Here is a 24,916-nt window from a genome sequence, read left to right as displayed (position 1 = left end):
TATGCAACTGGTTTTTGTAACTGCAGAGGCAGATCCGTTTGCTAAAACCGGTGGTTTAGGAGAAGTTGCTGGTTCATTACCAGCTTTCTTGCATAAACAGGGTATTGATGTACGGGTTATTATGCCGAAGTATAGTAATATCTCCGCAGAATTTAAAAAGGAGTTCAATCATCTTGCTCATTTTGATGTCCCGGTCGCTTGGCGTAAACAATACTGCGGCCTGGAGGAGATGGTCTACAATGGAGTTCCTTACTATTTTATTGACAACGAGTACTACTTTACACGCCCTCAAGTCTATGGAGAATATGACGATGCAGAGCGATTTGCCTTTTTCTCACGGGCTGCTCTTGAGAGCTTAATACACATCCCAGGGTTTAAACCTGATATCCTGCATTGCCATGATTGGCATACAGCATTAATTCCGCTTATGCTGAAAGAGTTCTATAATCGGCAGCCCCTCTACTATCCCATAAAAACAGTCTTTACGATTCATAACCTGAAATATCAGGGGGTTTTTCCTAAGGATGTACTGGGAGATGTTGTAGGACTTGGAATGGACTTTTATAAGGAAAATGGCTTAGAATTTCATGGGGCGATCAATTTCATGAAGGGTGCGCTATTGTATGCAGATCAGATTACGACGGTAAGCCCGACCTATGCTGAGGAAATTCAAAATCCTTTTTATGGGGAAAACCTGGATGGTCTGTTAAGAAAACGAAGAGAATTCCTAACGGGTATTCTGAACGGCATTGACTATGAGGCCTATAATCCATTGAATGATTCTCATCTTGTAATGCCTTTTCATGACTTGGATGTTGCTAAGAAAGAAAACAAAAAACATATCCAAACTCTTATGGGACTGCCGGTTAGAGAAGATAGTGCTGTACTAGGGATGGTAAGCCGACTCGTCGACCAAAAAGGCTTGGATCTCTTGGCCCATGTTCTTGAGGAACTACTGGAACTGGACATTCAAATGGTAATCTTGGGTACAGGGGAACATAAATACGAAGAAATGTTAAAATCTTATGCTTCAAACTATCCAGAGAAACTTGCTATACGATTGGAATTTTCCGATCAACTAGCCCATCAAATCTATGCTGGAGCGGATATGTTTCTTATGCCCTCACGATTTGAACCCTGCGGTATAGCGCAAATGATAGCTATGCGTTATGGTACCATACCAATTGTACGTGAAACCGGAGGATTAAAAGATACAGTCTTTGCGTATAACGATATTACTGGAACAGGAAATGGATTTAGCTTTATGAATTATAACGCCCATGAATTACTATTCACAGTGCAACGTGCCTTGAGTATCTATCAAGAAAACAAGTCTATCTGGAACAATCTACGCCTAAGGGGCATGGAACGTGATTTCAGTTGGAACCGATCAGCCGAAGCTTACGTCGAAATCTACAAGTCCTTATTGCACATTTCCTAACGCCCAAAAATGACAAGGTATAGGTGAGAAAGTATGGATTTTAAGGCGTTTCATGATTCTCATGATTTGTTTTACCGTGAACCATTTGGTGCAGTTAACTGTGATCAGCGAGTCACCATTCGCTTAAGCACCTTTTCCCCAGAACCTATTGAAGCTTGCATTCTTCGGCTCTGGGAAACAGACCATGAAATGACTAATCTCATGCATCAAACTGTCGAGAAGAGTATTCATAAATCTGCATATAAATTAGTTGAAGACTCTACTGAGGAAGAAACCTATGAGGTTGAGTATAGAGTGCCTTACACCCCTGGACTAATCTGGTACTACTTTATTATTAAAACAGGCTCTCGAACCTATTATTATGGAAATAACCTAAATAGTCTGGGTGGGGAAGGAAGTCTCTGGGAACAAGAACCACCGGCCTATCAAATTACAGTTCATAAGCCGATTGAAGTCCCTGAGTGGTATAAGCGAGGGGTAATGTATCAGGTTTTTGTGGATAGGTTTTTTAATCCTCACCAAACCAGGTTCAACGACTGCCCCAAAAGGAATGCTCTGCTGCATGCCAATTGGTCTGATCAACCAATCTATATTAAGGACGAACAGGGCAGAGTAACTGATTGGGACTTTTTTGGAGGCAACCTGCAAGGAATCCTTGAAAAGTTGCCCTACTTTCAAGAATTAGGGATTAGTATTCTTTACTTTAACCCTATTTTTGAAGCCTCTAGTAATCATAAATATGACACAGCTAATTATCTCAATATCGATCCGATGTATGGAAACGATTTAGTGTTCAAAGACTTGCTCAATACAGCGAAACAATATGGAATTGCTATTATTCTTGATGGGGTCTTTAGTCATACAGGTAGTGATAGTATCTATTTCAATAAATACGGCAACTATCCAGGCGTCGGTGCCTATCAATCGACAGATTCTCCCTACTTTACCTGGTACAAATTCAAAGGGAACCGTGACGTGTATGAATCCTGGTGGGGGGTTGATGCCCTTCCAGAAGTGAATGAAATGGACGCTTCCTACAGACAATTTATTTATGGTTCGGAAAATAGTGTTATTCGCAAGTGGCAAAGCCTAGGTGTTGCCGGTTGGAGGTTAGATGTCGCTGATGAACTCCCTGATGAATTTATTCAGGAACTTCGGCAAGCCATTAAAGGCATTAACCCCGATGCTGTGTTAATTGGGGAAGTGTGGGAAGACGCTTCAAATAAAATTAGCTATGCTAAACCTCGTCAGTATTTTCTCGGAGATGAACTAGATGGGACGATGAACTATCCTTTCCGGGATAGCTTCTTGCGCTTTATTCTCGGTCAGAGTGATTCCAAAGATCTTCATCAAGAAGTGATGAGCTTATTCGAAAACTATCCACGAGAAAATTTCTATGCTGCCATGAACTTGATTGGTACTCATGATACCATACGTATTTTAACCCTTTTAGGAGAAGCACCACCAGAACAGAGCTTGACAAAGTCAGAGCAGAGGACCTTTAGGCTTTCATCAACTGCACGGCAATTAGCTGTCCAGAGGCTCAAACTCTTAAGTTTAGTTCAAATGACCTTTCCTGGAGTTCCCAGTATATATTATGGAGATGAAGCAGGTGTGGAAGGATACGCCGATCCATATAACCGGGGAACCTATCCCTGGGGCAGGGAAGATAATGAAATTATTGCTTGGTATCGGCGATTACTGCGCATGCATGCAGAATATGAGGTGCTCCAAACGGGTGATTTTAAATCACTGTCTTTGGATGCTGATGTTTATGCTTTTAAGCGTGTAGGGGATGATGAAGAGATTTGTGTCCTTATTAATCGCCATCGAGAGGAATCAAAAACCGTTGACCTCAGTCAAAGACTTAAACTTCCGTCTTCTACGTTTGTTATTGACTTAATCGATGGCGAAGAGCTCGATGCGGAAACGCTTCGTGCTTTGCCTATCAATGCTCTAAATGGAAGGGCGCTGCTTATCAAAAAGAATCCGCCTCAGGATCTGCAGCTTCAACCTTCATGTGGAGTTTTATTACATATAAGTTCCTTGCCCTCTGATTGGGGGTTGGGGGATTTAGGAAAAGAAGCCTATGACTTTGTCGATTTCTTAGCAGAATCAGGGCAATCAATGTGGCAGATCCTACCACTAAATCCTGCGGGAGTAGGGGATTGTCCTTATCAAAGTGAGTCAGTGTTAGCAGGAAACTCGATGTTTATCAGTCTTGATCATTTGATTCAGGAGGGTCTCTTAGATCTAACTGAGACTCGAGATAAATACAATCATTTAATAGAAATTGGACTCAGAGAAAGTTTATTAAACGAAGCGCTTAAAGAATTAAAGAGCTCTTTACTCAAAGAAGCTTACCGAATATTTTTAGAGCAAATTACAAACAGAGACAATTCTTCAATCTATGAAAGTTCGGAACATCTATTTCCTAAAGACTCAGACTATTTATCGCGAGAAAACTATGCGAAGTTTAAAAGGAAACATCAAGAGTGGCTTGAGGATTATGCTCATTTTCGTGCACTAAAGGTTCATTTCAATAATACCCCCTGGTTTGAATGGGACTCGGAGATTGCTTTGCGCGAAACCGAGGCCTTAGCTAAGTATTCTTTGCTGCTCTGTGAAGAGATCGGATTTATAGAATTTATTCAATATACGTTCTTTTATCAATGGGATAAGCTTAAAACTTACGCTAAGAGTAAGGGTATTAAAATGATTGGGGACATACCTCATTTTGTAGCTGCTGATAGTTGCGATGTTTGGGTTAATCGCAAGCTGTTCATACTCGATGAACAGGGGAGAATTGCTAAAACCGCAGGGGTACCTCCCGACTATTTCAGCAAGACAGGACAATTATGGGGGAACCCAGTTTATAATTGGGGTGCTCATGAAATAACGGAGTATGCTTGGTGGAAAATGCGCTTAAAGTTAGGGCAAGAGCAATTTGACTACATTCGCTTGGATCATTTTCGTGGTTTTGAAGCTTTTTGGGCGGTGGATACTAGTGAAGAGACAGCAGAAAAGGGACGTTGGATCAAAGGACCGGGGAAACGTTTTTTTGAAAGTATTTATACCACCTTTAGGAACTGTCCATTTATTGTTGAAGACTTGGGGGTTATAACTACTGAGGTTAATATTCTCAAACAATTGTTTGGCTTTCCCGGAATTAAGGTCCTTCAGTTTACTCCACTCAAAGAAGTATCAAAAACGGAGACAAATTTCGTTTACTATACAGGTACCCATGATAATAATACCTTGTTAGGCTGGTATGAGAAGAAGAATTCCTCAGGTGAAGGCAAGTTTGACAGAACTCACTTGCAGAATCAAACAATCGACCAACAAGTTATCCGACAAGCCTGCAGACGGTCCATTGAGGAGGTCTATCTGAGTCAAGCGGTGTGGGTTATCTTACCAATGCAAGATATTTTGGGCCTGGGTGAAGATGCCCGTATGAATGTACCAGGAACGATCTATGGAAATTGGAAGTGGCAGATGGCTAAAGAATATAATAGCGGTGAACTAAAGATTTGGCTGCGAACCTTAGCGGAAAAAGCTAAGAGATAAAGTGACAACTGAAATTTGACATTAAAGGTATTTCATAGAATAATGTGTAGTAGGATTTAATTGCATAAATTTAACATACTAGTAAAGATAGTATGGAAAAATGGAGAGAAGAATTTGAAACACTTTATCGGAATTTTCCTAAAAGGCTTACTTGTAATAGCTCCTATAGCACTAACCTTCTATATTCTCTATAAAATGTTTTTAGTAACGGATGGATTATTTAAGGGTGTACTAGAGAAGGCAGGACTATATTTTCCCGGATTTGGAGTGATCGTAACACTTACTGCAATTTTTCTAGTGGGTTTACTGGCCTCAAACTGGCTTACGAATCGCTTATTAGATTACTTGGATAAAGTTCTCATTAAAGTTCCCTTACTTGGTACTATTTATGGAGTTATAAAAGACACTGTTAATTCCTTTTCTGCAAATAAAAAAGGCTTTTCCCGTTTAGTCATGGTTCATATGTCTAATGAACTTAAACTCTTAGGATTTCTTACAAATGATGAAGAAAGCGCATTTATTCCTAAAGACTATGTGGCGGTCTACTTAATGCAGTCAATGCAATGGGCCGGGAATCTGATTGTTGTGCCCAAAGATCAGGTTCAACTTCTGGATGTCTCCTCTGAAGAAGCCTTGAAGTTTATAGCCTCTGCGGGGCTTTTAAGTAAAAAAGCCGGTGTAGACTAAACTCTGAACGATAGATGGACGAAAACATAGTGTTAGAGATAATAGGGAAGAGGTCACATCTAAAAGGCTTGCCTAATAAATAGACAAGCCTTTATTTCTTGCTTAAAGATTTAGATAAGAATGTTATTTTTTATTCAGGAAGAAATGTTGCACAGTCTGTCATTTCAGTGGTACTAGCATTAGGAGACTGGACTTCGATTTTCTCTGCATAGCAGTGATCTCCGGAACCATAATAATGGCAGGTATTGACTACGCATTTAATCCCATTGTTTGGCTGAGACATTTTGTTAACTCTTTCTGGCATCTGTAGCCCTCCTTAAAGTAAATTCCTAGTCTAATATCTCCGAAAAAATATGTTTTTATGTAGCGAAATTTAGAAATCGTTATAAAGGGTAAGCTAATAGAGATTAGAATATATAAATTAACATGCACTTTCGCCTATAGTTCGAATAAAAGGAGAGGAAACTAAAATGGACATAAACAAACTCACTCATAATAAATTAGGACCTTTTCAAGAGATTGCTAAGGAGTATATGAACGATAAGAAAAAATCTATAGGTCTTCTTAATGAAGCTCTGAGAAAGGCTAACACAAAGCGAGGTGCACTAGGTGAAGCATGGGAGAAATTCCAGCTTTTATTCGGAGTGTTTAAAGACTGGATAAATGGCAACTATAAGGAAATGCCTACACGCTCGCTTCTCATGATTGTCCTTGGCATCGTCTATTTTGTGTCCCCCATCGACGGGGTATTCGATTATATCCCTTTTGCAGGCTTGGTTGATGACGCCGCCGTAGCCGGCTTTGTTATATCCCAAATAAGTGCTGATCTTGAACGATATAAGCTCTGGAAAGGACAAGTCGAATCTGCCTCTCGTGTTAACCCTGATCAAAAACAATAATTGACATTTGGCATAGAAATGTAATAAACTATATTATACCTAAAAATGAGAGGATGGTTTTTTTGTTAAATGTGTCTGTAATGGTGATTTTCAACTAAACAGTTGAGAGAGGTTACTTTATAAAACGTAGGTGTTAAACCTGCTTTTTTAAGTGCACCTTTCTGAAAGCGCAAACCTTTGCGTTTTTGGATAACGCCTTACAGATTACGTCCTACAATAACCATTTGAGTTATAGCAGTGTCACCCTTTGTCGATAAGGTCAACAAAGCTGACATTGAAACTATGGCGATTATTATCGTATAGTTTTGTAGAGTGTAACAGGCATGTCCTGTTGCACTCTATTTATTTTTCTCAATAGCGTTATGTGATTTTATACGTCAGTTGAAAATCACTGCCCACAGGAGTATTCTGCGTATTTTTGGGAATCAAATGAATCCTAAAAATAAGGTAATCTCTCTTGTGGGCATTTTAATTGTTATAGGGAGGATTTTTGATGAACGCAAACAATACATTGGAATTTAATATTATACTTGAAACTTTAGCCCAACACGCACTTTCTCAAAAGGCAATGGAAAAATTGCTCTTACTAAAGCCATTTTTAAATGAACGAGAGTGCAAATCCAAAATTCAGGAAACAACAGAGGCCCGCAAAATTTTAGAGGGTATAGGTACGCCGCCCCTAGCCTCAATGAAAGAGCTGGATAAAATTCTGGACCTAACAGTAAAAGGAGCTATGCTGATCCCGGAACAGCTCACAAGTATCTGTGGGTTTATTTCTTCCTGCAAAAGAATGAAGAAATATCTTGAAAAGGCTGAAGCTTTCGATACGGATATAGGGTTTTATGGTCATTCTTTCAGTCCGCTGAATATGCTTTTTGAGGAAATTGAGCGCTGTATAAGAAATGAAGCGGTTGATGATGGTGCTTCTCCAGTCCTTCGTGATATACGAAGAAAAATAGAAAACACAAAATCTGCCGTTAAACTAAAGCTTGAAGGTATACTTCGCAGTAAAAAGGAATGGTTTACAGATGGATACGTTACCATCCGTAATGGTCGGTTTGTCTTGCCGGTTAAAAAGGGCTATAAAAATCAGTTAAGCGGAACAGTCATTGATACTTCAAGTACTGGCAGCACCTGTTTTATTGAGCCCACTGCAGTGAGAAAGCTGCAGGAGGAATTAGCGGTTTTGCAAATTGACGAAGATAATGAGATTCGAAAAATATTATACACCCTTACAGTACTTGTTGAAGAGCATATTAATGAGTTGAGAATAAACAAGGACTGCATGGAAGCATTAGACTTTATATTTGCCAAAGCAAAGCTGTCTATCGAGATGAAAGCAGTTCCTGTGTCCATCACAACGGAACGAGAAATCATCATAAAGCAAGGAAGGCACCCTTTATTAAAGCCAGATCTATGCGTTCCCCTTGACTTTGAAATCAGAGGGGGGATGGGTGATGACGCTATTAACGGTGTAGTGATTACTGGGCCAAATACCGGGGGTAAAACCGTTGCCTTAAAAACCATTGGCTTACTGTCAATGATGGCCCAAAGTGGACTTCATGTTCCTGTGTCGGACGGCAGCGTATTTTGTATGCACAATAACATTTTTTGCGATATCGGGGATGGGCAAAGTATTTCCGAAAATCTATCTACTTTTTCGTCCCATATCCAAACTATTGTAAGTATTTTAAAAGGGGTATCAAGGGAAAGTCTCGTTTTGCTTGATGAATTAGGCTCCGGTACAGACCCTGCTGAGGGAATGGGGCTGGCAATCGCAATTTTAGCGGAATTAAATCAAAGAGGCTGTCTTTTTGTTGCCACTACTCATTACCCCGAAATAAAGGACTTTGCCAAGAACACCAAAGGACTTATGAATGCCCGAATGGAGTTTGATCGAGAAAACTTACAGCCGTTATACAAGCTGCAAATTGGCGAGGCAGGAGAAAGCTGTGCCTTATACATTGCCCAAAGATTGGGTTTTCCGGGGCATATGCTGAAGCGAGCCCAAATGGAAGCCTATGGCGGCAGATCCTCTGGGTCAAACGATGTACCAATAATTCTGTTAGATGGGGATAACCCCAGGTTAGATACTGTTTCCTACAGCAAAATTCAAAAAGAAATTCTGAAGAAAAAGTCACCCTCACGGAGCGAAAGCTTCAATATAGGCGACTGTGTGAGGGTTTACCCTCAAAAATGCCTGGGCATTATTTACAAGAGGACCAATGAAAAAGGCGAGCTTGGCGTGCAGATCAAAGATAAGAAGCAACTGATTAATCACAAGCGGCTTAAGCTTTTTCTTCCTGCCAGCGAACTCTATCCGGAGGATTATGATTTTTCGATTATTTTCGATACAGTGGCAATCCGCAAGGCCAGACACCAATTAGAAAAAGGGCACGATGTAGTGCTAGAATATGAGGAGGATTAAAATTTCAACAGGATTATTATGTAGCTTCTGATGCGGAAAGTTGACGTAGGGTATGACTGCTGTGTGAATTCTAATAAGGTAAGTCGAGGTACTATATACTTCGGCTTACCTTTTTGAATTGTAAAGAAGAGCAATGTTTGTTCAGGGGATCTATAAATTAGAAAAGTCAAAATATTTAATTATTAAACAAGGATATTACTAACCGTTATAGAATAATATGTAGACTGAAAAATATAGGAATTAAGTTAGAATGTGGGTGAAAGTAAGAGGATGTCAGTATCTAAATTATCGTCACCGATGTCTGAATTAAAGATTAATCAATCCTATGTCCAAAAAATTGCTGAAGTTATTGCAGCAGTCATTGAATTTGAAGTTGCTATTATTGATAAGAACTTAGAAGTTATTGCGGGTACTGGAAACTATAAGAGCGAAATTGGTTTTGTTTATGGAAAAGGATCTATAACAGGGCAGATCATTCATAGTGGTGATAATTTTATCTTAGATGATGAACCTCTCCATCATGATATTTGCCGAGAATGTAATCAGAATGTTATATGTAAGCTTAAATCAGGAATCATGTCTCCTATATTATGGAACGATAAAGTCATTGGCACACTTTCAATTTTTGCCTTCGATGATAAGCAAAAAAACGAGTTGCTAACTAACCGTGATAAGTTTCTAGATTTTCTTATGAAAATTTCGGCTCTAATAAGCAGTAAAATAGGAGAGAATGAAATGCATGCTCGCCTTTCCTTGATGGCAAATCAATTCAGCGCAGTCATTAATTCTATTGTCGAGGGCCTTATAGCTATAGATCAAGCAGGTTTTATTACGGACATTAACAAGTCTGCGGAAAAGCTATTAAATATTTCTTCTCTGGAAGCATGTGGGCAACATATCAGTGATATTTTTCCGGAATTTTCAGCTCCCAAAGTGCTTAAATTTGGACAACAATATGCTGAACAAGAAATCAAGTATAAGAATAAGGATGAAATAAGCCTATTTATTAGTACTATTACACCGATAAAAAAGGATCAACATATTATTGGTCTGGTTATTTCCTTCCGAACTATCCGTGAGATGCGCAAGTTAGCAGGTCGATTGATTAGAGAAGACCGCAAATATTCTCTCGATGGGATATTAGGGACAAGTAATTGCATGACCATGCTAAAACAAAAAATGCAGCTTGTCGCTGGGACTGACTCGACAATTTTGATTACTGGGGAAAGCGGAACTGGTAAAGAGCTATTTGCGAGAGCAATTCACGAAGAAAGTCATCGCAAAAACGGTCCATTTATCGCCATAAACTGCGGGGCTATTCCAGAAACTCTCTTAGAGAGCGAACTTTTTGGGTATGAAGAGGGAGCATTTACTGGGGCTAGTCGAGGTGGTAAACCAGGGAAATTCGAACTGGCGAATGGCGGCACAATATTTCTCGATGAGATTGGCGACATGCCAATGCATCTTCAGGTGAAGTTGTTACGGGTACTCCAAGAAGTCGAAATTGAACGGATCGGAGGAGTAAAACCTGTATGGGTCGATGTCCGGATTATTGCCGCAACAAATCGCAATCTTGAAGAAATGATCAAAGAGAAACTATTTAGAAGTGATCTCTTTTATAGATTAAGTGTTATTCCTTTTTATGTTCCTCCTTTGCGCGAAAGGAAAGAAGATTTAATTCTTCTTCTCCATCATTTTTTAGATAAGTATAATCTAATATTAGGGAAACAGGTAACTGGTTTTACACAAGAAGTCCAGAGAAAAATGCTCGCCTACCCTTGGTTGGGGAATGTCAGGGAACTGGAAAATGCCGTTGAGTATGCAGTAAATATAGCCACCAAAAATGTTATCGACAGCTCTTTTTTGTCTTCCCGAGTCAATGATTATTTTGAGCATAATGCCAGTTTATCAACGAGTGATAATCAATTAACGCTAGCCGAGCAAGAGAAACATGCGATTGAAACTGCGTTGAAAAAGTTCGGTAATACTCGTAAAGCTAAAGAAAAAGCTGCCGATAGCTTAGGCATGAGTCGATCTACTTTTTACAGAAAGATAAAAAACCTAGGTTTAAACACAAAAGTTCCAAATAGAATAACAATCTCAAATTAAGATAATTCACAAAAGCTTTTCGGATAGTTATAAATCTATCCGAAAAGCTTTTTCTATTAATTATCATTATTCGTCAACTCTTGCTTCAAATGGGAGCTATTACGTTTATTTGTAAAAATATTTGAAAATAAATTGCTTTGTCTTTTGATATTGAAATTGTACCACTGTTAAAATCCTAAAACAGGACTATCAAATCCTATTTTAGGATAATTAGGAATCGAGAATCCAATTGGTTTTTAGAATTTTAGCAATATGAAAATCTCAAATTAAGATTATTACATTTTGCTTATAACCCTTGACAGGCTAATAACCGAGATTATTCGTATTTTACTAATTGGCACAATTTTTGCAATAGTCAAACATAACAAACAAGCGCAATTAATTAAACAGGGGAGGTAGAAAAAGAAATGCCAAATAATTATGAAGAACTTTCTCAAAGCATTATTAGTGGTCAATTAGACCGAGTAAAATCCCTCACTCAACAGGCTATTGGAGCTGGGGATAATCCTGTTGATATTATCAACCAAGGATTAATACCAGGGATGAGTGTCGTGGGAGCACGGTTTAAGTCCGGTCAAATGTATGTACCGGAAGTCCTAATGTCGGCACGGGCCATGGATGCTGGAATGCAGCTCGTTAAACCTTTAATTTTAAGTGAAGATATCCCTTCAGCCGGTAAAGTGGTCATTGGAACAGTCAAAGGAGACCTCCATGATATTGGTAAGAACTTAGTCAGCATGATGCTGGAGAGTGCCGGGTATACGGTCATTAATGTCGGAGTGGATGCAGGACCAGAAAAGTTCTTACATGCGGTAAAAGAACATCAGCCGGGAGTCATCGGAATGTCCGCCCTGTTAACAACAACCATGCTGGCCATGAAGGATACTATTGAACTTCTTAAAGAAGAGGGCCTGCGGGATAGAGTAAAAGTAATCATTGGCGGTGCCCCCATATCTCAGGATTTCGCCGATGAAATTGGCGCCGATGGGTTTGCCCCGGATGCAGGCTCTGCCGCGGATCTTTGCAAGAAACTTCTAGCCTAATAGTTTAAGGAAGGAGAGTGTGTGACTTTGTCAAAAAGCCAATACGTAAGGGCCAACTATCAAGTTAACGCAACACCACAATTGAAAATGTTAAGTGATGACCAATGTGAAAATATCTTGAATGGTGCCCTCGAGGTGCTGGAGCGAACAGGTGCGGAGATACACAGTGAAGAGGCTTTAGAGATTTTCAAAAAAGGAGGATGCTGGGTTGACGGAAACATAGTGCGTTTCCCGTCGCACCTAGTCGAATGGGCGATTCGCAGTGCACCTTCACGAATTGTTATTTCGAATCAAAAGGGTGAAAGAACCTTGTTCTTGGAAGGGCAAAACGTTTACTATGGTCCAGGTCCCACGAATACCTACACCATTGACCCATTTACAGGAGAACGACGTCGTCCCAGGAAGTCCGATACGGTACGGGCTGCAAAAGTCATCGATGCCTTGCCTAATATCTCCTATGCCATGGATTGCGGAACAGTCATGGATGTAACCCCTACGTTATCTGATGTACATGCCTTTCAAGCTATGCTGGAAAACACGAACAAACCCATAATCCACTGGGGTTTCGGTATTGATCAGTATCAGGACATCATTGATATGGCTGCAGTTGTGGCAGGCGGACTAGAAGCCCTGCAAAAGAATCCATTTATTCTCCTTTACTCAGAGTCCAGCCCTCCTTTAAGACATTCAGCTGAGGCTATTGATAAAGCAATCTTTGCAGCCAAGAACAATATCCCCATTGTTTATACCCCCTGTACCTTTGCAGGAGGTGTGGCTCCTGCAACCATGGCAGCAACTCTCGTGATCGCTGTTGCTGATTCCTTGGTCGGACTGGTGGCGGGTCAATTAGTACGTAAAGGTTCAGGCTTTGTAATGGGTGGATTAATTTCCACAATGGATATGTCAAGTACTATTCTGTCCTACGGTGCCGCAGAATTAAGCTTGCTTTCCGCCGGATTAACGGCAGTCGCTCGCTATATGAAAATACCAATGTTCAGCACAGGTGGTTGTACAGATTCCAAAGTCATTGATACCCAGATGGGACTCGAAGCTGCATTTTCGATCTTGGTCGCAGGCTTAAGCGGCGCAAATCTTATTCACGACTGCAGTTATATGGAGTATGGTGCAACATCATCCTTAGAACTTATGACCATGGACGATGAAATCATTGGCATGGTGAAACGAATTTTAGAGGGTGTTAAGGTTGACGATGAACACTTAGCGCTTGATGTCATCAATAAAGTTGGTCCGGGAGGCCACTACTTAGCTGAAGATCATACGATGGCCCATTTCCGTGAATTTTGGTCGTCATCCCTTATCAACAGACTTAGATATGATGGCTGGAAGGCAGAAGGATCTAAAACCATGGGTCAGCGTGTCAAAGAAAAAACCCAAGACATTATCAATAATCATAAACCCGAGCCAAAACCCGACCATGTTTTAAGAGAAATTCAAGCCATTGTCGATAGAGCCGAAGCACGGGAAGCAAATAAACAATAGGAGGTAGACAACTAATGTCAAATTACTATGAAGAACTTTCTCAAAGCATCATTAGTGGTCAATTAGACCGAGTAAAATCCCTCACTCAACAGGCTATCGGAGCTGGGGATAATCCTGTTGACATTATCAACCAAGGGTTAATACCGGGGATGAGTGTCGTCGGAGCACGATTTAAGTCCGGTCAAATGTATGTACCGGAAGTCCTAATGTCGGCACGGGCCATGGATGCTGGAATGCAGCTCGTTAAACCTTTAATTTTAACTGAAGATATCCCTTCAGCGGGTAAAGTGGTCATTGGAACAGTCAAAGGAGACCTGCATGATATTGGCAAGAACTTAGTCAGCATGATGCTGGAGAGTGCCGGGTATACGGTCATTAATGTCGGGGTGGATGCAGGACCGGAAAAGTTCTTGCAAGCGGTAAAAGAGCATCAGCCTGGAGTTATTGGAATGTCCGCTCTTCTCACGACAACTATGCTGGCCATGAAAGACACCATTGAACTTCTGAAAGAAGAGGGCCTGCGAGATAAAGTAAAAGTAATCATTGGCGGGGCCCCCATATCACAGGACTTTGCTGATGAAATTGGCGCTGATGGGTTTGCCCCGGATGCAGGCTCTGCCGCGGATCTTTGCAAGAAACTTCTAGCTTAATAAGTTTAGAAAGGAGGATGACAATGCCTGTAAGAAGCAATTACGTAGAAAATACTAGTCCTATGTTCAGGATTCTTTCCCCCAGCCAGTGTGAAGAAATACTTCTAGCCGCTCAAGAGGTTCTAGAACGTACGGGTGTGACTGTATATGATGAGGAAGCCCGCGATATCTTAAAGAAGGCTGGTTGTTGGGTAGACGGTATCCTGGTTCGTATCCCTTCAGCGGTAGTGAACAAAGCCCTAAGATCTGTGCCTAAACGGGTCACGCTTTGTAATAGCCGTACCGGCTCCAGGGATGTGCGCTTAGAGGGGTACAACGCTTATTTTGGTACCGGTTCCGATACTCCGTTTACCATTGATCCCTACACTGGAAAGCGCCAGCGTTCCACCAAAGAGTCCGTCAGTAATGCGTGTAAGGTTATTGATACCCTAGAAAATCTGGACTTTGTCATGTCCTTAGGTATTGTTCAGGATGTTCCCCTTCTTATCTCAGACCGCCATCAGTTCGAGGCTCAAGTCCTTAATACCAGTAAGCCGATTGTTACGACAGCCCATGATATTTATGGTTTTGCCGATATTATTGAGATGTGTGAAATAATTGCAGGCGGTGTAGAGGAGTTACGGCGTAATCCATTTATGACCCTTTATGCAGAGCCAATTTCACCCTTGCAGCATGCCTGGGAGGCAGCTTCCAAATTAATTCTGGCTGCGAGAAAAGGTCTGCCCGTTGTTTATACTCCTTGCGTGATGGCTGGTGGAACAGTACCGGCGACAATGGCTGGCGTACTAACCCAAGGGTTAGCGGAATCTTTAAGCGGATTAGTTATTAACCAATCCACCAGAGAAGGTTCGCCCTTTATTATGGGCGGTGTCTTTACCATTATGGATATGTCCAGTACCATTTTCAGCTATGGTTCGCCGGAATTTAATCTTCTGATGTCTTCGTTAGCGGATATGGCCCATTACTTAAAATTACCGATGTTTGGCACGGCTGGCTGCTCTGACTCTAATTTAGTGGATGAACAGGCAGGCATTGAGGCCGCAATGTCTATTGCTATGACTGCTCTTTCCGGTCCTAACCTAAATCATGATGTCGGATACATCGAATATGGTTCCACGTCATCGTTAGAATTTCTGACGATTAACAATGATGTAATTGGGATGGCTCGTCGATTAGTTCGTGGTATCGAAGTGAATGATGAGACCCTTGCTTTAGATCTTATCCATAAAATTGGTCCCGGAGGACATTTCCTCTGCGAAGATCATACTATGAAACATTTTAAAACTGAGACGTATTATCCAAGCTTGATTGATCGTCAACGTTATGAGTCCTGGATGGAAAATGGTTCAAAAACTTTGTTCCAACGTGCCAATGAAAAAGTCAAGGATATTATTGAAAATTATGAACCTGATCCACTCCCGAAGGACGTACAACAAAAAATCAGAGCGATTGTTGAACGGTCTGAACAAAGTATCGCTAAGTAGTAAAGTGGTTCAGAAATGGAGTGACAGAAAATGCCCTTAATACTAGGGATTGATACTGGCGGAACCTTTACAGATGGAGTGCTGCTTGATTTAGACAGCAAGGAAGTAAAGGAAAAGGCCAAGGCATTTACGACACGTGAGGATTTATCCATAGGAATTCGAAACTGTATCGAAACTATGGTTGAATTAGATCCACGTCAAGTTCAGCTCGTATCTCTGTCAACGACATTAGCAACGAATGCCATTGTTGAGGGTCGAGGTTGTCGGGTTGGCTTAATTCTAATTGGGCATGAGTCAACCGGCGACCTCCCTGCTCAGCAGGTATTTGTGGTTAGAGGCGGACATGATATTAAGGGGATACCCGTTACGGAACTCGATCTGGAGGCTATTCGAAAAGCAGTAACAGAAATGCGCGGACAAGTAGATACTATTGCCATTTCCGGTTATCTTAGTATTCGAAATCCAGAGCATGAACAGACTGCTCAAGGACTAATCCAAGAGCTGTGGGATGTGCCGATTGTCTGCGCCCACCAACTCACAACTGCTCTTGGTTTTCATGAGCGGACAGTTACGGCTTGCCTAAATGCCAGACTATTACCGATCATTGCGGAACTTCTTGCGGCAGTAAGAGCTGTTCTTAAGGAAAGGAACATTACATGCCCTTTGATGATTGTTAAAGGGGATGGCTCACTGATGAGTGAAACCATGACTCGAGAGAAGCCTATTGAAACGATACTTTCTGGGCCCGCGGCCAGTATTGTTGGAGCCGTATTTCTAACCGGGACCGAATCTGCTCTGGCCTTAGATATGGGCGGGACGACCACTGATATAGCTATCCTAGAAAATGGGCGCCCCCGGATGAACCGTGAAGGAGCAACCGTTGGAGGATGGAAAACCCGGGTTGAAGCTGCAGAAATCAGTACATTTGGACTGGGTGGAGACAGTTATATTCAAGTTTCTAAGGATCGAAAACTAATCATTGGCCCGAAGAGGGTCTGGCCCTTGTCTGTCATAGCGAACAAGTATCCTAATCTAATTGAAGAATTGAAAAGGGTAGATCCCAGCAGACAGATAATCGATGCCCAGCCCGTTGATTGCTTTATGTTGGTCAAAAAACCAATTAATAATGATCAGTGGAATGAAACCGAATGGAAAATAGTAAACGCTCTTGAAGAGGGTGCTCATAATATTATTGCCCTTGCAGAAAACGTTGGACGAGATCCCAACTTATTGCCATTAAAAAACTTAGAGCAGGCTCAGGTAATAGGAAGGATTTCCTTTACCCCCACGGATTTACTGCATGTCCTTAATACCTTTACGGATTATAACGTTGCAGCGGCTCAGGAAGGAGCCAGAATTCTAGCGCATCGATTGGGATTAGAACTGGACAAATTTGTAGAGAACGTCTTGAGTGAGATTCACGCCGCACTTTGCATGACGATTTTACAGAGCTTTGCCTACCGAGAGGGGTTAAGAATTAATCTTAGCGCAGAGACGAGCGTTGCATTTCTCTTAAGATCTCTATTAAATGGAACCCACAAGCGCGGATTCAAGTCGGAGATTACCCTGGATTATCCGATTGTTGCTTTAGGAGCTCCGGTTTCAGGCTATCTTCCAACAGTAGGGAGAAACTTGAATACCCCGGTTTTAATACCGATGCATGCCGAAGTAGCGAACGCGGTGGGGGCTGCCGCTGGTCAGGTCGCGGAACTTATTCGTATCTTGATTAAACCTGGAGTAGCCGGGGGGTATGTCGTCCATGCTCCTTGGAAACGGGAAGCTTTCTTGTATCTGGATGAGGCCGAAAGGGATGCGTTGGCCAAAGCAAAGGAAGCTGCTCTTGAGAGAGCACAACGGGCAGGAGTGGTTGATCCTAAGTTGCTAGTCGAGAAAGAAGAGGTAGTTAGCCATACATCTGGAGGGGATGATGTTGTCTTTCTGGAGACGCGTATTGAGGTCACGGCCATTGGTCATCCCAGTTGGGAGGAGTAAGGGAGGAGAAACATGTTAATCATTGGAGAACTTATAAATACCAGCAGAAAAGCCGTTAAACCAGCTGTTGAACAAAGGGACGTCGCTTTTATTCAGGAGCTGGCGAAAAAGCAAGTCGAGTCAGGGGCTCATTATGTTGATGTCAACTGCGGTACTATGGTACATGATGAGGTTGAGACGATGGAATGGCTCGTTCGTACGATTCAGGAAGTCGTTTCCGCACCGCTGTGTATTGATACGCCCAGGACAGAGGCTATGGAGGCCGGACTGGCAGCTGTGAAAAATGGTCAACCCATGGTTAATTCCATTACGGCTGAGAAAGAACGCTATGCCACAGTGTTGCCTTTAGTTCTAAAATACAAGGCTAAAGTTGTTGCTTTGTGTATGGATGATACCGGAGTTCCAACCTCTGCAGAGCAACGGATTGCAATTGTAAGAAAGTTAGTTGGAGATCTTACCGCAGCTGGAGTTCCAGAAGATGATATTTATTTAGATCCGCTTGTCACACCCATCAGTACCGGGGATAATTGTGGTAATGATGTACTTGATACTGTTCGTTTCATTCGCCAAGAATATCCTCGAGTTCACGCCGCTTGCGGTCTTAGTAACATTTCTTATGGGTTACCTAACCGAAAGATCTTGAATCAAGCTTTCATGATCCAGACAATGGTTGCAGGCATGGATGCCTATATTTTAGACCCTCTCGATAAATCCATGATGGGCTTTGTTTATGCCTCGCAAGCTTTATTGGGACAAGATTCTTTCTGTATGCAGTATTTGACTGAGCATCGTAAAGGGTTGTACGAATAGAATGATCTTATGGGGCTATTGTGGTCTAAATAGTTGTCGTGTTTATTTCGAAATATTGAAGGAATCAGCCCCAGGAAGCACCGGGGCTGATTTTTTTGTACTAGACAGAAAGTATAACTCTTGTTCATACTTTCTGAAGCATAAGCGCAACTAAGGCGGCCGCCTGCGCCTACGGCTTGGCGCCAGCCAAGTTTTCTTTATAGTTTGCCTTCTCGTCATCCATGGCTACATGAGGAAAATCCCAAAATAGGACGATAATATCTCAAAATAGGATAGCATAATTTCATTATGAGATTGACAGGAATACAGCCGTTTTGGATACTACGTGGGAATCTTCGTCCGAAAATGAGATGATTTTATTGTAGATGGACAAAGAGACCGCTCAAATACAGGTCTCAAGCAAACTATATAGATGGCATAGCTATTGCATTATAAGTTTCTGGACCTACTCATTTTGAGTAAAAGGAGGAAATGTTGTCATGGGTGAGGTTATTAAGGCTACTAGGGATAAACTATGTTCACCCTTCATGTCAGAATTGAAAACATACCAATCCTATGTCCAACAAATAGCAGAAGTTATTGCTGCGGTGATAGAATTTGCAGTAGTAATCATTGATAACAACTTAGAAGTCATTGCAGGGACCGGAAAATATCAGAGCGAAATTGGGTTTATTTATGGGAAAGAATCTATAACAGCTCAAATCATTAATAATGGCAGTAATTTTGTTTTAGATGATGAGCCTCTTAATCACAATATGTGCAAAGATTGTAAGCAAAAAATCATCTGCAAAATCAAAGCTGCAATACTTTCTCCCATAATATTGGACGGAAATGTTATTGGCACAATTTCAATTTTTGCTTTCGATGAAGTGGAAAAAAATGAGTTGCTTGCTAACCGTGACAAATTGCAAAACTTTTTAACGAAACTTGCAGCCTTAACAAGCAGCAAAATTGACGTGAATGAAATGAACAACCTCCTTTCCTTAATGGCAAACCAATTCAGTGCAGTCATTAACTCTATTGTCGAGGGACTAGTGACTATTGACCATGTCGGCGATATAACCCATATTAATAAGTCTGCCGAAAAGTTATTGAGTATTTCTGCCCAGCAAGCCTGCGGGCAACATATAAATGATATTTTTCCAGAGTTTTCTGTTCCTAAAGTTCTTAAATTTGGACAACAATACGTCGAACAAGAGATTAAGTATAAAAGCAAGGAAGAAACTTGCCTTTTTATTAGTACCATTACCCCCATCAAAAAGGATCTGGAAATTATCGGTCTGGTTATTTCGATTCGAAGTATCCGCGAGATGCGCAGAGAAGAGCGTAAATATTCTCTCGATGGGATATTAGGGACTAGTAAAACTATGATCATGCTAAAACAAAAAATGCAGCTCGTTGCTGGGACTGACTCGACAATCTTGATTACTGGCGAAAGCGGAACCGGTAAAGAGTTATTTGCCAGGGCCATTCACGAAGAAAGCCATCGCAAAAACGGTCCATTTATCGCCATAAACTGTGGGGCTATTCCAGAAACCCTCTTAGAGAGTGAACTTTTTGGGTATGAAGAGGGAGCATTTACTGGAGCTAGTCGAGGAGGTAAACCAGGGAAATTCGAACTGGCGAATGGTGGTACAATATTTCTCGATGAGATTGGCGACATGCCAATGCATCTTCAGGTGAAGTTGTTACGGGTACTCCAAGAAGTCAAAATTGAACGGATTGGAGGAGTAAAACCAGTATGGATCGATGTCCGGATTATCGCTGCAACAAATCGTAATCTTGAAGAAATGATCGAAGAAAAATTGTTTAGAAGTGATCTCTTTTATAGGTTAAGTGTCATTCCTTTTTATGTTCCCCCGTTGCGCGAAAGGAAAGAAGATTTAGTGCTTCTTCTCCATCATTTTTTAGATAAGTATAATCTAATATTAGGGAAACAAATAACTGGGTTTACACAAGAGGTACAAAGAAAAATGCTTGCCTACCCTTGGCTGGGGAATGTCAGAGAACTGGAAAATGCCGTTGAGTACGCAGTAAATATTGCCACCAAAAATGTTATCGACAGTACTTTTTTGTCTTCCCGAGTAAACGATCATTTCGAGGATAATGCCAGTTTATCAACGGGAGATGATCAATTAACACTAGCTGAAATAGAAAAAAACGCGATAAAATCTGCGTTGAAAAAGTTCGGTAATACTCGTCAAGCTAAAGAAAAAGCCGCCGATAGTCTAGGTATGAGTAGATCTACTTTTTACAGAAAGATAAAAGACTTGGGGCTTGATACTAAAATTCCCAAATAGAAAAAGCTAATCCTAAATTGAGAAACCCTATAAGACTTGAACTGTAAAGGTTTTAGAGAAGGCATTACTTTTTGCGTTCTTATAATGAGACAACTTTTTGGATAGAAAAGCTTTTTGGACATGATTAATTTAGTCTGTCTAAAAAGCTTTTCTAATTTATCGGATATATTTTAAGAATTATTCACTTTGGTATTTTTCGAAACTTTGAGCCCTTTAGCCGAAAACTACTGATTTTTACAGGATTCTTTAAGCATAAAAGGATTCACATAAAAGAATTAGCCCTAAAAAATAATGAGATTAAACCATAATTTGCAAGTTTGGCATACTTATTGCAATATACTTAAAATTCAGAAAATATAATTTTTTAAATCACAATTCGATGAATTGTAGTGTTAGAATGAAAGGAGGTTAAGCATCTTTTTAACTACAAAATTAAAAAGGAGGTTATTTAGTGGATTTTCTAAAAAAATTAGACAAGAAAGTATTTTATCCTTCTGCTTTAATCTGTTTAGTTTTTATCGTTTGGATGGCTTCAATGCCGGAAGCTGCGGGAAAAGCTATTAACGGAGCTTTGAACTTTATTAATACTACTTTCGGATGGTTATACCTCTTGCTTGTAAGCATTTTTGTTCTTGTCTGTTTTATCCTTGCTTTCGGTAAGTATGGAAAAATCAAATTGGGCAAAGACGATGATGAACCTGAATATTCTACTTTTAGCTGGTTTGCTATGCTGTTCAGTGCCGCAATGGGGATTGGTTTGATTTTCTGGAGCATTGCTGAACCCATGTCGTATTTGGCTGCTCCTCCGGTAGGAGAACCGAATACAGTTGCGACTGCTCAATGGTCTTTAAGACAAACCATTTTTCACTGGGGACTGCATCCCTGGTCGGTATATGCGATAACCGGTATGGCCCTTGCTTATGCTGGATTTAGAAAAGGTCTGCCGGCTAGAATCAGTTCAATTTTTGAACCGGTTTTAGGAAGAAATAATTTGGATGGCGGATGGGCTAAAGCAATTGACGTCTTCGCGGTCATAGCTTCTATCGCCGGTGTGGCAACTTCTTTAGGTTTTGGCGCTATGCAGATTAACGGGGGATTAAATTATCTGGCCGGTATATCTGTAAATAATACTATAACAGTTGTGATCATTGGGATTGTTACATGCTTGTTTATAATTTCAGCAGTAACAGGGATTAAAAGAGGAATTTTATGGCTAAGCAATATTAACATGTCCCTCATGGGAATTATGATGGTATTCTTGTTAGTTGCCGGTCCTACCTTGTATATTTTAAATTCCATTGTATCAGCAACCGGTGATTATCTGCAAAATATTGCTTGGTTAAGCTTTTATGCCGATCCTAATGGAGTATATGCAAAGCAAGCCGGCTACGATTGGGTAGGAGGCTGGACTGTATTCTATTGGGCCTGGTGGATATCTTGGGGCCCATTTGTCGGTGGATTTATTGCCAGAATTTCGAAAGGGCGTACTGTAAGAGAATTCGTTCTTGGTGTGTTAATTGCCCCGGTAATGTTAAGTATTCTGTGGCTTGGAATTTTTGGTTCAACGGCTATTCATATTGACCTCTTTGGAGCGGGGGGAATTGGTGAGGCTGTCAGCAAAGATATGACCAGCGCTTTGTTTATTACATTAAGTAATATCTCCGGCGGCCATGTATTCGCCATAGTGGCAACAGCCTTAATTGCTACTTTCTTTATTACATCGGCTGACTCTGCTACCTTCTGTATTGGAATGTACTCTTCCGGTGGCGATCTTGAACCGGATGCCGGATTAAGAGTATTCTGGGGAATGATTGTAGGAGCTGTGACAGCAGCATTGGTAGCATCCGGCGGGATTGCCGCGTTGAAGGCATCGTCAATTTTGTCGGCCTTTCCATTTATGCTGATAATTTGTGGGATTATTTATTGTATGTTTAAGTCTTTTAACGAAGAATTTGCACCCCAAAAAAACTTAACAAAGGATGCTCCTATAGCAAATAGGGAAGCAGCAAGAGGATAATAGAATAAATACCTTCATTGGAGGGAACTGAATCTTTGGGAAGCAAAGGCCTGCATCGAAAAAAGTGTGAGGTCTTTGTTTCTCAATTAAATTTTATCATTGGTTATCCCAGTCATGGATTAACTGCCCTTCATTATGGGTTATACGAATAGACGTCAGCCATCGCATTGCTTAGGGGAGGGAAAGATTTTGACAAAACCAACTCTTTTGACACTAGTACCTGAAGAAATTAACAAAATAAAAGCAGCTAGTCTGGAAATATTGGAACGTACCGGAGTTAATATTGATCATGCCTATGCTAGAGAAGTTTTACAAGCTGCCGGAGCTAAAGTAGATGGAGAACGAGTCTACTTCCCACCTAAACTGGTCATAGAAGCTATAGCTAAAGCCCCCCGACAGTTCAGCATTTATGCCAGAAATCCTAAGAATAGCATTATAGTTGGTGCTGGAGATCCTGTTTTTGCTCCGGGATACGGAGCACCCTATGTTACTTTAGCTTCAGGATTGAAACGCAAGGCAACCTTTGCTGATTTTATTAAACTTGCTAAGCTTTCCGGCTCAAGTTCTAATATGGGTATCTCTGGTGGTGTGCTTGTAGAGCCCAGTGATATTCCTGAGCAAGACAGGCATAACGTTATGTTGTATGCTTGCATGGTTAACTCGGATAAACCATTTATGGGCAGCGCGACTGGAGAGAAACATGCTAAAGATTCATTGAGGATGGCTGCAACGCTTTTTGAAAGTGATAACGGCATTCCGAAACAACCCGTTATGATAAGCCTGATTAACACAATCACTCCTCTGATGTTGGATGAACGAATGGTCGGGGCCCTGATAGCTTATGCAGAAGCGGGACAACCGGTAATTATTGCGTCCTTAGGCATGGCCGGAGCAACCTCACCGACTACTCTGGCGGGTACGCTGGCCTTGCAAAATGCTGAAGTACTCGCAGGAATTACCCTTGCTCAAACTATTCGTGAGGGAACTCCGGTGATTTATGGCTCAGCATCGTCAATTACAGAGATGCGAAACGGGTCTTTAAGTATCGGGGCGCCTGAGGGAGCCTGGATCATTGCTTCGGCAGTACAAATTGCCCACTCCTACGGTTTGCCCTGCAGAGCAGGAGGATGTGTGACCGACAGTAAAACATTAGATCTTCAAGCTTCCTATGAAAGTATGATGAACCTTCAGGTTGCAGGAATGGCCGGAGTGGACTTTGTTCTCCATGCAGCAGGTATCTTGGAATCTTATATGTCCGTCTCTCTGGAAAAATTTATTGTGGATGATGAAATTTGCAGTATAGTACGTCGTTTTCTGAGAGGAACTAAGATCGAGACTGAAGATTTAGCGGTACAACTGATTGATGAAGTGGGTCCGGGGGGCCAATATCTAACAGCAGACCATACGTATCAAAATTTCCGTACAGAGTTTTGGCCGCCGACCCTCTCGAATCGAGAGACTTATGATCAATGGAGATTAAACGGATCTTTGCCAATGATTAACCAAGCTGAAAAACGTGTCAATGAAATTATCGACAATTACGAGATCCCATATTTGGATAAGTCAATTGAGCTGAAACTAAAAGAAATGGCTGGAATTTAGGATTAGACAGCATCAAGATTACTGGTACAGACAATTTAGCTCCTATAAGACTGAGTGTCAAAAATAAAATCTTGTAATCTAATGCTTCTTGTATTAAACTACAATTAATTAAATATTGATTTGTTACTGGTGCCCTTTAGAGGGAGAATAGGGAACTGGGTGAGAATCCCAGACGGACCCACCACTGTAAAGAGGAGGCTTATGCACTGCCACTGGGAAACCGGGAAGGCGCATAAAGTTGATGAATCTAAGTCAGGAGACCTGCCTGTAACGTAAGTATGTCATGAATAAAGGTAAAGTTCATGGTCAATCCTCATTTTCAATCGCTAAATTGAACGTGTGGATTAGACTGTGAACTTTTTTGTGTATTTTTCGCAAAGTCCCTTA

Annotated in this window: 16 protein-coding genes and 1 riboswitch; of the genes, 15 read left to right on the top strand and 1 reads right to left on the bottom strand. The window is 41.1% G+C overall.

Annotated elements, in window-relative coordinates:
* Position 1: 1 nt before the first annotated feature.
* The 3 genes from glgA to HGJ98_RS01870 all read left to right on the top strand — a co-directional run bounded on the left by glgA (position 2) and on the right by HGJ98_RS01870 (position 5,695).
* Complete coding sequence (gene glgA, locus HGJ98_RS01880; RefSeq protein WP_291349295.1) at positions 2-1,441, top strand: glycogen synthase GlgA; 1,440 nt, start codon at positions 2-4, stop codon at positions 1,439-1,441.
* Positions 1,442-1,474: 33 nt separating this feature from the next.
* Positions 1,475-5,008, top strand: a complete 3,534-nt coding sequence (locus HGJ98_RS01875) for a bifunctional glycogen debranching protein GlgX/4-alpha-glucanotransferase (RefSeq protein ID WP_291349294.1) — start codon at positions 1,475-1,477, stop codon at positions 5,006-5,008.
* A gap of 114 nt (positions 5,009-5,122) precedes the next feature.
* Positions 5,123-5,695: a DUF502 domain-containing protein gene (locus HGJ98_RS01870; RefSeq protein ID WP_291349293.1), complete on the top strand. Its 573-nt coding sequence runs from the start codon at positions 5,123-5,125 to the stop codon at positions 5,693-5,695.
* A 130-nt stretch (positions 5,696-5,825) separates the two neighbouring features.
* On the opposite strand, the gene HGJ98_RS01865 is transcribed toward HGJ98_RS01870, so the two are convergent.
* The gene (locus HGJ98_RS01865; protein ID WP_291349292.1) at positions 5,826-5,999 is read right to left on the bottom strand and encodes a DUF1540 domain-containing protein; all 174 of its coding nucleotides are present in this window, start codon (positions 5,997-5,999) and stop codon (positions 5,826-5,828) included.
* 166 nt (positions 6,000-6,165) lie between these two features.
* Between HGJ98_RS01865 and HGJ98_RS01860 the strand changes: the two genes are divergently transcribed.
* The 12 genes from HGJ98_RS01860 to HGJ98_RS01805 all read left to right on the top strand — a co-directional run bounded on the left by HGJ98_RS01860 (position 6,166) and on the right by HGJ98_RS01805 (position 24,529).
* Positions 6,166-6,594: a YkvA family protein gene (locus HGJ98_RS01860; RefSeq protein ID WP_291349291.1), complete on the top strand. Its 429-nt coding sequence runs from the start codon at positions 6,166-6,168 to the stop codon at positions 6,592-6,594.
* Between the two features lie 493 nt (positions 6,595-7,087).
* On the top strand, positions 7,088-9,022 hold the full coding sequence (locus HGJ98_RS01855; RefSeq protein ID WP_291349290.1) for a DNA mismatch repair protein MutS: 1,935 nt from the start codon (positions 7,088-7,090) through the stop codon (positions 9,020-9,022).
* A 270-nt stretch (positions 9,023-9,292) separates the two neighbouring features.
* Entirely contained in the window at positions 9,293-11,131 is a 1,839-nt protein-coding gene (locus tag HGJ98_RS01850; protein ID WP_291349289.1) for a sigma 54-interacting transcriptional regulator, read from the top strand.
* Between the two features lie 407 nt (positions 11,132-11,538).
* On the top strand, positions 11,539-12,174 hold the full coding sequence (locus tag HGJ98_RS01845; RefSeq protein ID WP_291349288.1) for a B12-binding domain-containing protein: 636 nt from the start codon (positions 11,539-11,541) through the stop codon (positions 12,172-12,174).
* Positions 12,175-12,201: 27 nt separating this feature from the next.
* On the top strand, positions 12,202-13,674 hold the full coding sequence (locus HGJ98_RS01840) for a trimethylamine methyltransferase family protein (RefSeq protein WP_291349287.1): 1,473 nt from the start codon (positions 12,202-12,204) through the stop codon (positions 13,672-13,674).
* A 14-nt stretch (positions 13,675-13,688) separates the two neighbouring features.
* Positions 13,689-14,324 (top strand): B12-binding domain-containing protein, encoded by a 636-nt coding sequence (locus HGJ98_RS01835; RefSeq protein WP_291349286.1) that lies wholly within the window; start codon positions 13,689-13,691, stop codon positions 14,322-14,324.
* 23 nt (positions 14,325-14,347) lie between these two features.
* Positions 14,348-15,808 carry a trimethylamine methyltransferase family protein gene (locus HGJ98_RS01830; RefSeq protein ID WP_291349285.1) on the top strand — a complete coding sequence of 487 codons (1,461 nt, stop codon included), beginning with the start codon at positions 14,348-14,350 and terminating at the stop codon, positions 15,806-15,808.
* Positions 15,809-15,838: 30 nt separating this feature from the next.
* Complete coding sequence (locus HGJ98_RS01825) at positions 15,839-17,800, top strand: hydantoinase/oxoprolinase family protein (RefSeq protein WP_291349284.1); 1,962 nt, start codon at positions 15,839-15,841, stop codon at positions 17,798-17,800.
* A gap of 12 nt (positions 17,801-17,812) precedes the next feature.
* A complete protein-coding gene (locus HGJ98_RS01820) occupies positions 17,813-18,610 on the top strand; it encodes a methyltetrahydrofolate cobalamin methyltransferase (protein ID WP_291349283.1) in 798 nt (265 codons plus the stop codon).
* A gap of 479 nt (positions 18,611-19,089) precedes the next feature.
* Positions 19,090-20,910 (top strand): sigma 54-interacting transcriptional regulator, encoded by a 1,821-nt coding sequence (locus tag HGJ98_RS01815; RefSeq protein ID WP_291349282.1) that lies wholly within the window; start codon positions 19,090-19,092, stop codon positions 20,908-20,910.
* Between the two features lie 451 nt (positions 20,911-21,361).
* Entirely contained in the window at positions 21,362-22,927 is a 1,566-nt protein-coding gene (locus HGJ98_RS01810; protein WP_291349281.1) for a BCCT family transporter, read from the top strand.
* 189 nt (positions 22,928-23,116) lie between these two features.
* Positions 23,117-24,529, top strand: coding sequence for a trimethylamine methyltransferase family protein (locus HGJ98_RS01805; protein ID WP_291349280.1), 1,413 nt, complete (start codon positions 23,117-23,119; stop codon positions 24,527-24,529).
* A gap of 110 nt (positions 24,530-24,639) precedes the next feature.
* Positions 24,640-24,813, top strand: a riboswitch (cobalamin riboswitch).
* The last annotated feature ends 103 nt before the right edge of the window (positions 24,814-24,916 follow it).

The organism is Desulfosporosinus sp. (assembly GCF_014237355.1).
Taxonomy (GTDB): domain Bacteria; phylum Bacillota; class Desulfitobacteriia; order Desulfitobacteriales; family Desulfitobacteriaceae; genus Desulfosporosinus.
Note: the sequence above shows the minus strand (reverse complement) of the source record. Positions and strands in the feature narration are given on the sequence as shown.

Excerpts from the sequence above, each read along its gene's own strand:
- HGJ98_RS01850 (WP_291349289.1), top strand. The coding sequence starts at position 9,293 with ATGTCAGTATCTAAATTATCGTCACCGATGTCTGAATTAAAGATTAAT.
- HGJ98_RS01875 (WP_291349294.1), top strand. The coding sequence starts at position 1,475 with ATGGATTTTAAGGCGTTTCATGATTCTCATGATTTGTTTTACCGTGAA.
- HGJ98_RS01815 (WP_291349282.1), top strand. The coding sequence starts at position 19,090 with ATGGGTGAGGTTATTAAGGCTACTAGGGATAAACTATGTTCACCCTTC.
- HGJ98_RS01855 (WP_291349290.1), top strand. The coding sequence starts at position 7,088 with ATGAACGCAAACAATACATTGGAATTTAATATTATACTTGAAACTTTA.
- HGJ98_RS01845 (WP_291349288.1), top strand. The coding sequence starts at position 11,539 with ATGCCAAATAATTATGAAGAACTTTCTCAAAGCATTATTAGTGGTCAA.
- HGJ98_RS01825 (WP_291349284.1), top strand. The coding sequence starts at position 15,839 with ATGCCCTTAATACTAGGGATTGATACTGGCGGAACCTTTACAGATGGA.
- HGJ98_RS01835 (WP_291349286.1), top strand. The coding sequence starts at position 13,689 with ATGTCAAATTACTATGAAGAACTTTCTCAAAGCATCATTAGTGGTCAA.
- HGJ98_RS01865 (WP_291349292.1), bottom strand. The coding sequence starts at position 5,999 with ATGCCAGAAAGAGTTAACAAAATGTCTCAGCCAAACAATGGGATTAAA.
- glgA (WP_291349295.1), top strand. The coding sequence starts at position 2 with ATGCAACTGGTTTTTGTAACTGCAGAGGCAGATCCGTTTGCTAAAACC.
- HGJ98_RS01860 (WP_291349291.1), top strand. The coding sequence starts at position 6,166 with ATGGACATAAACAAACTCACTCATAATAAATTAGGACCTTTTCAAGAG.
- HGJ98_RS01820 (WP_291349283.1), top strand. The coding sequence starts at position 17,813 with ATGTTAATCATTGGAGAACTTATAAATACCAGCAGAAAAGCCGTTAAA.
- HGJ98_RS01830 (WP_291349285.1), top strand. The coding sequence starts at position 14,348 with ATGCCTGTAAGAAGCAATTACGTAGAAAATACTAGTCCTATGTTCAGG.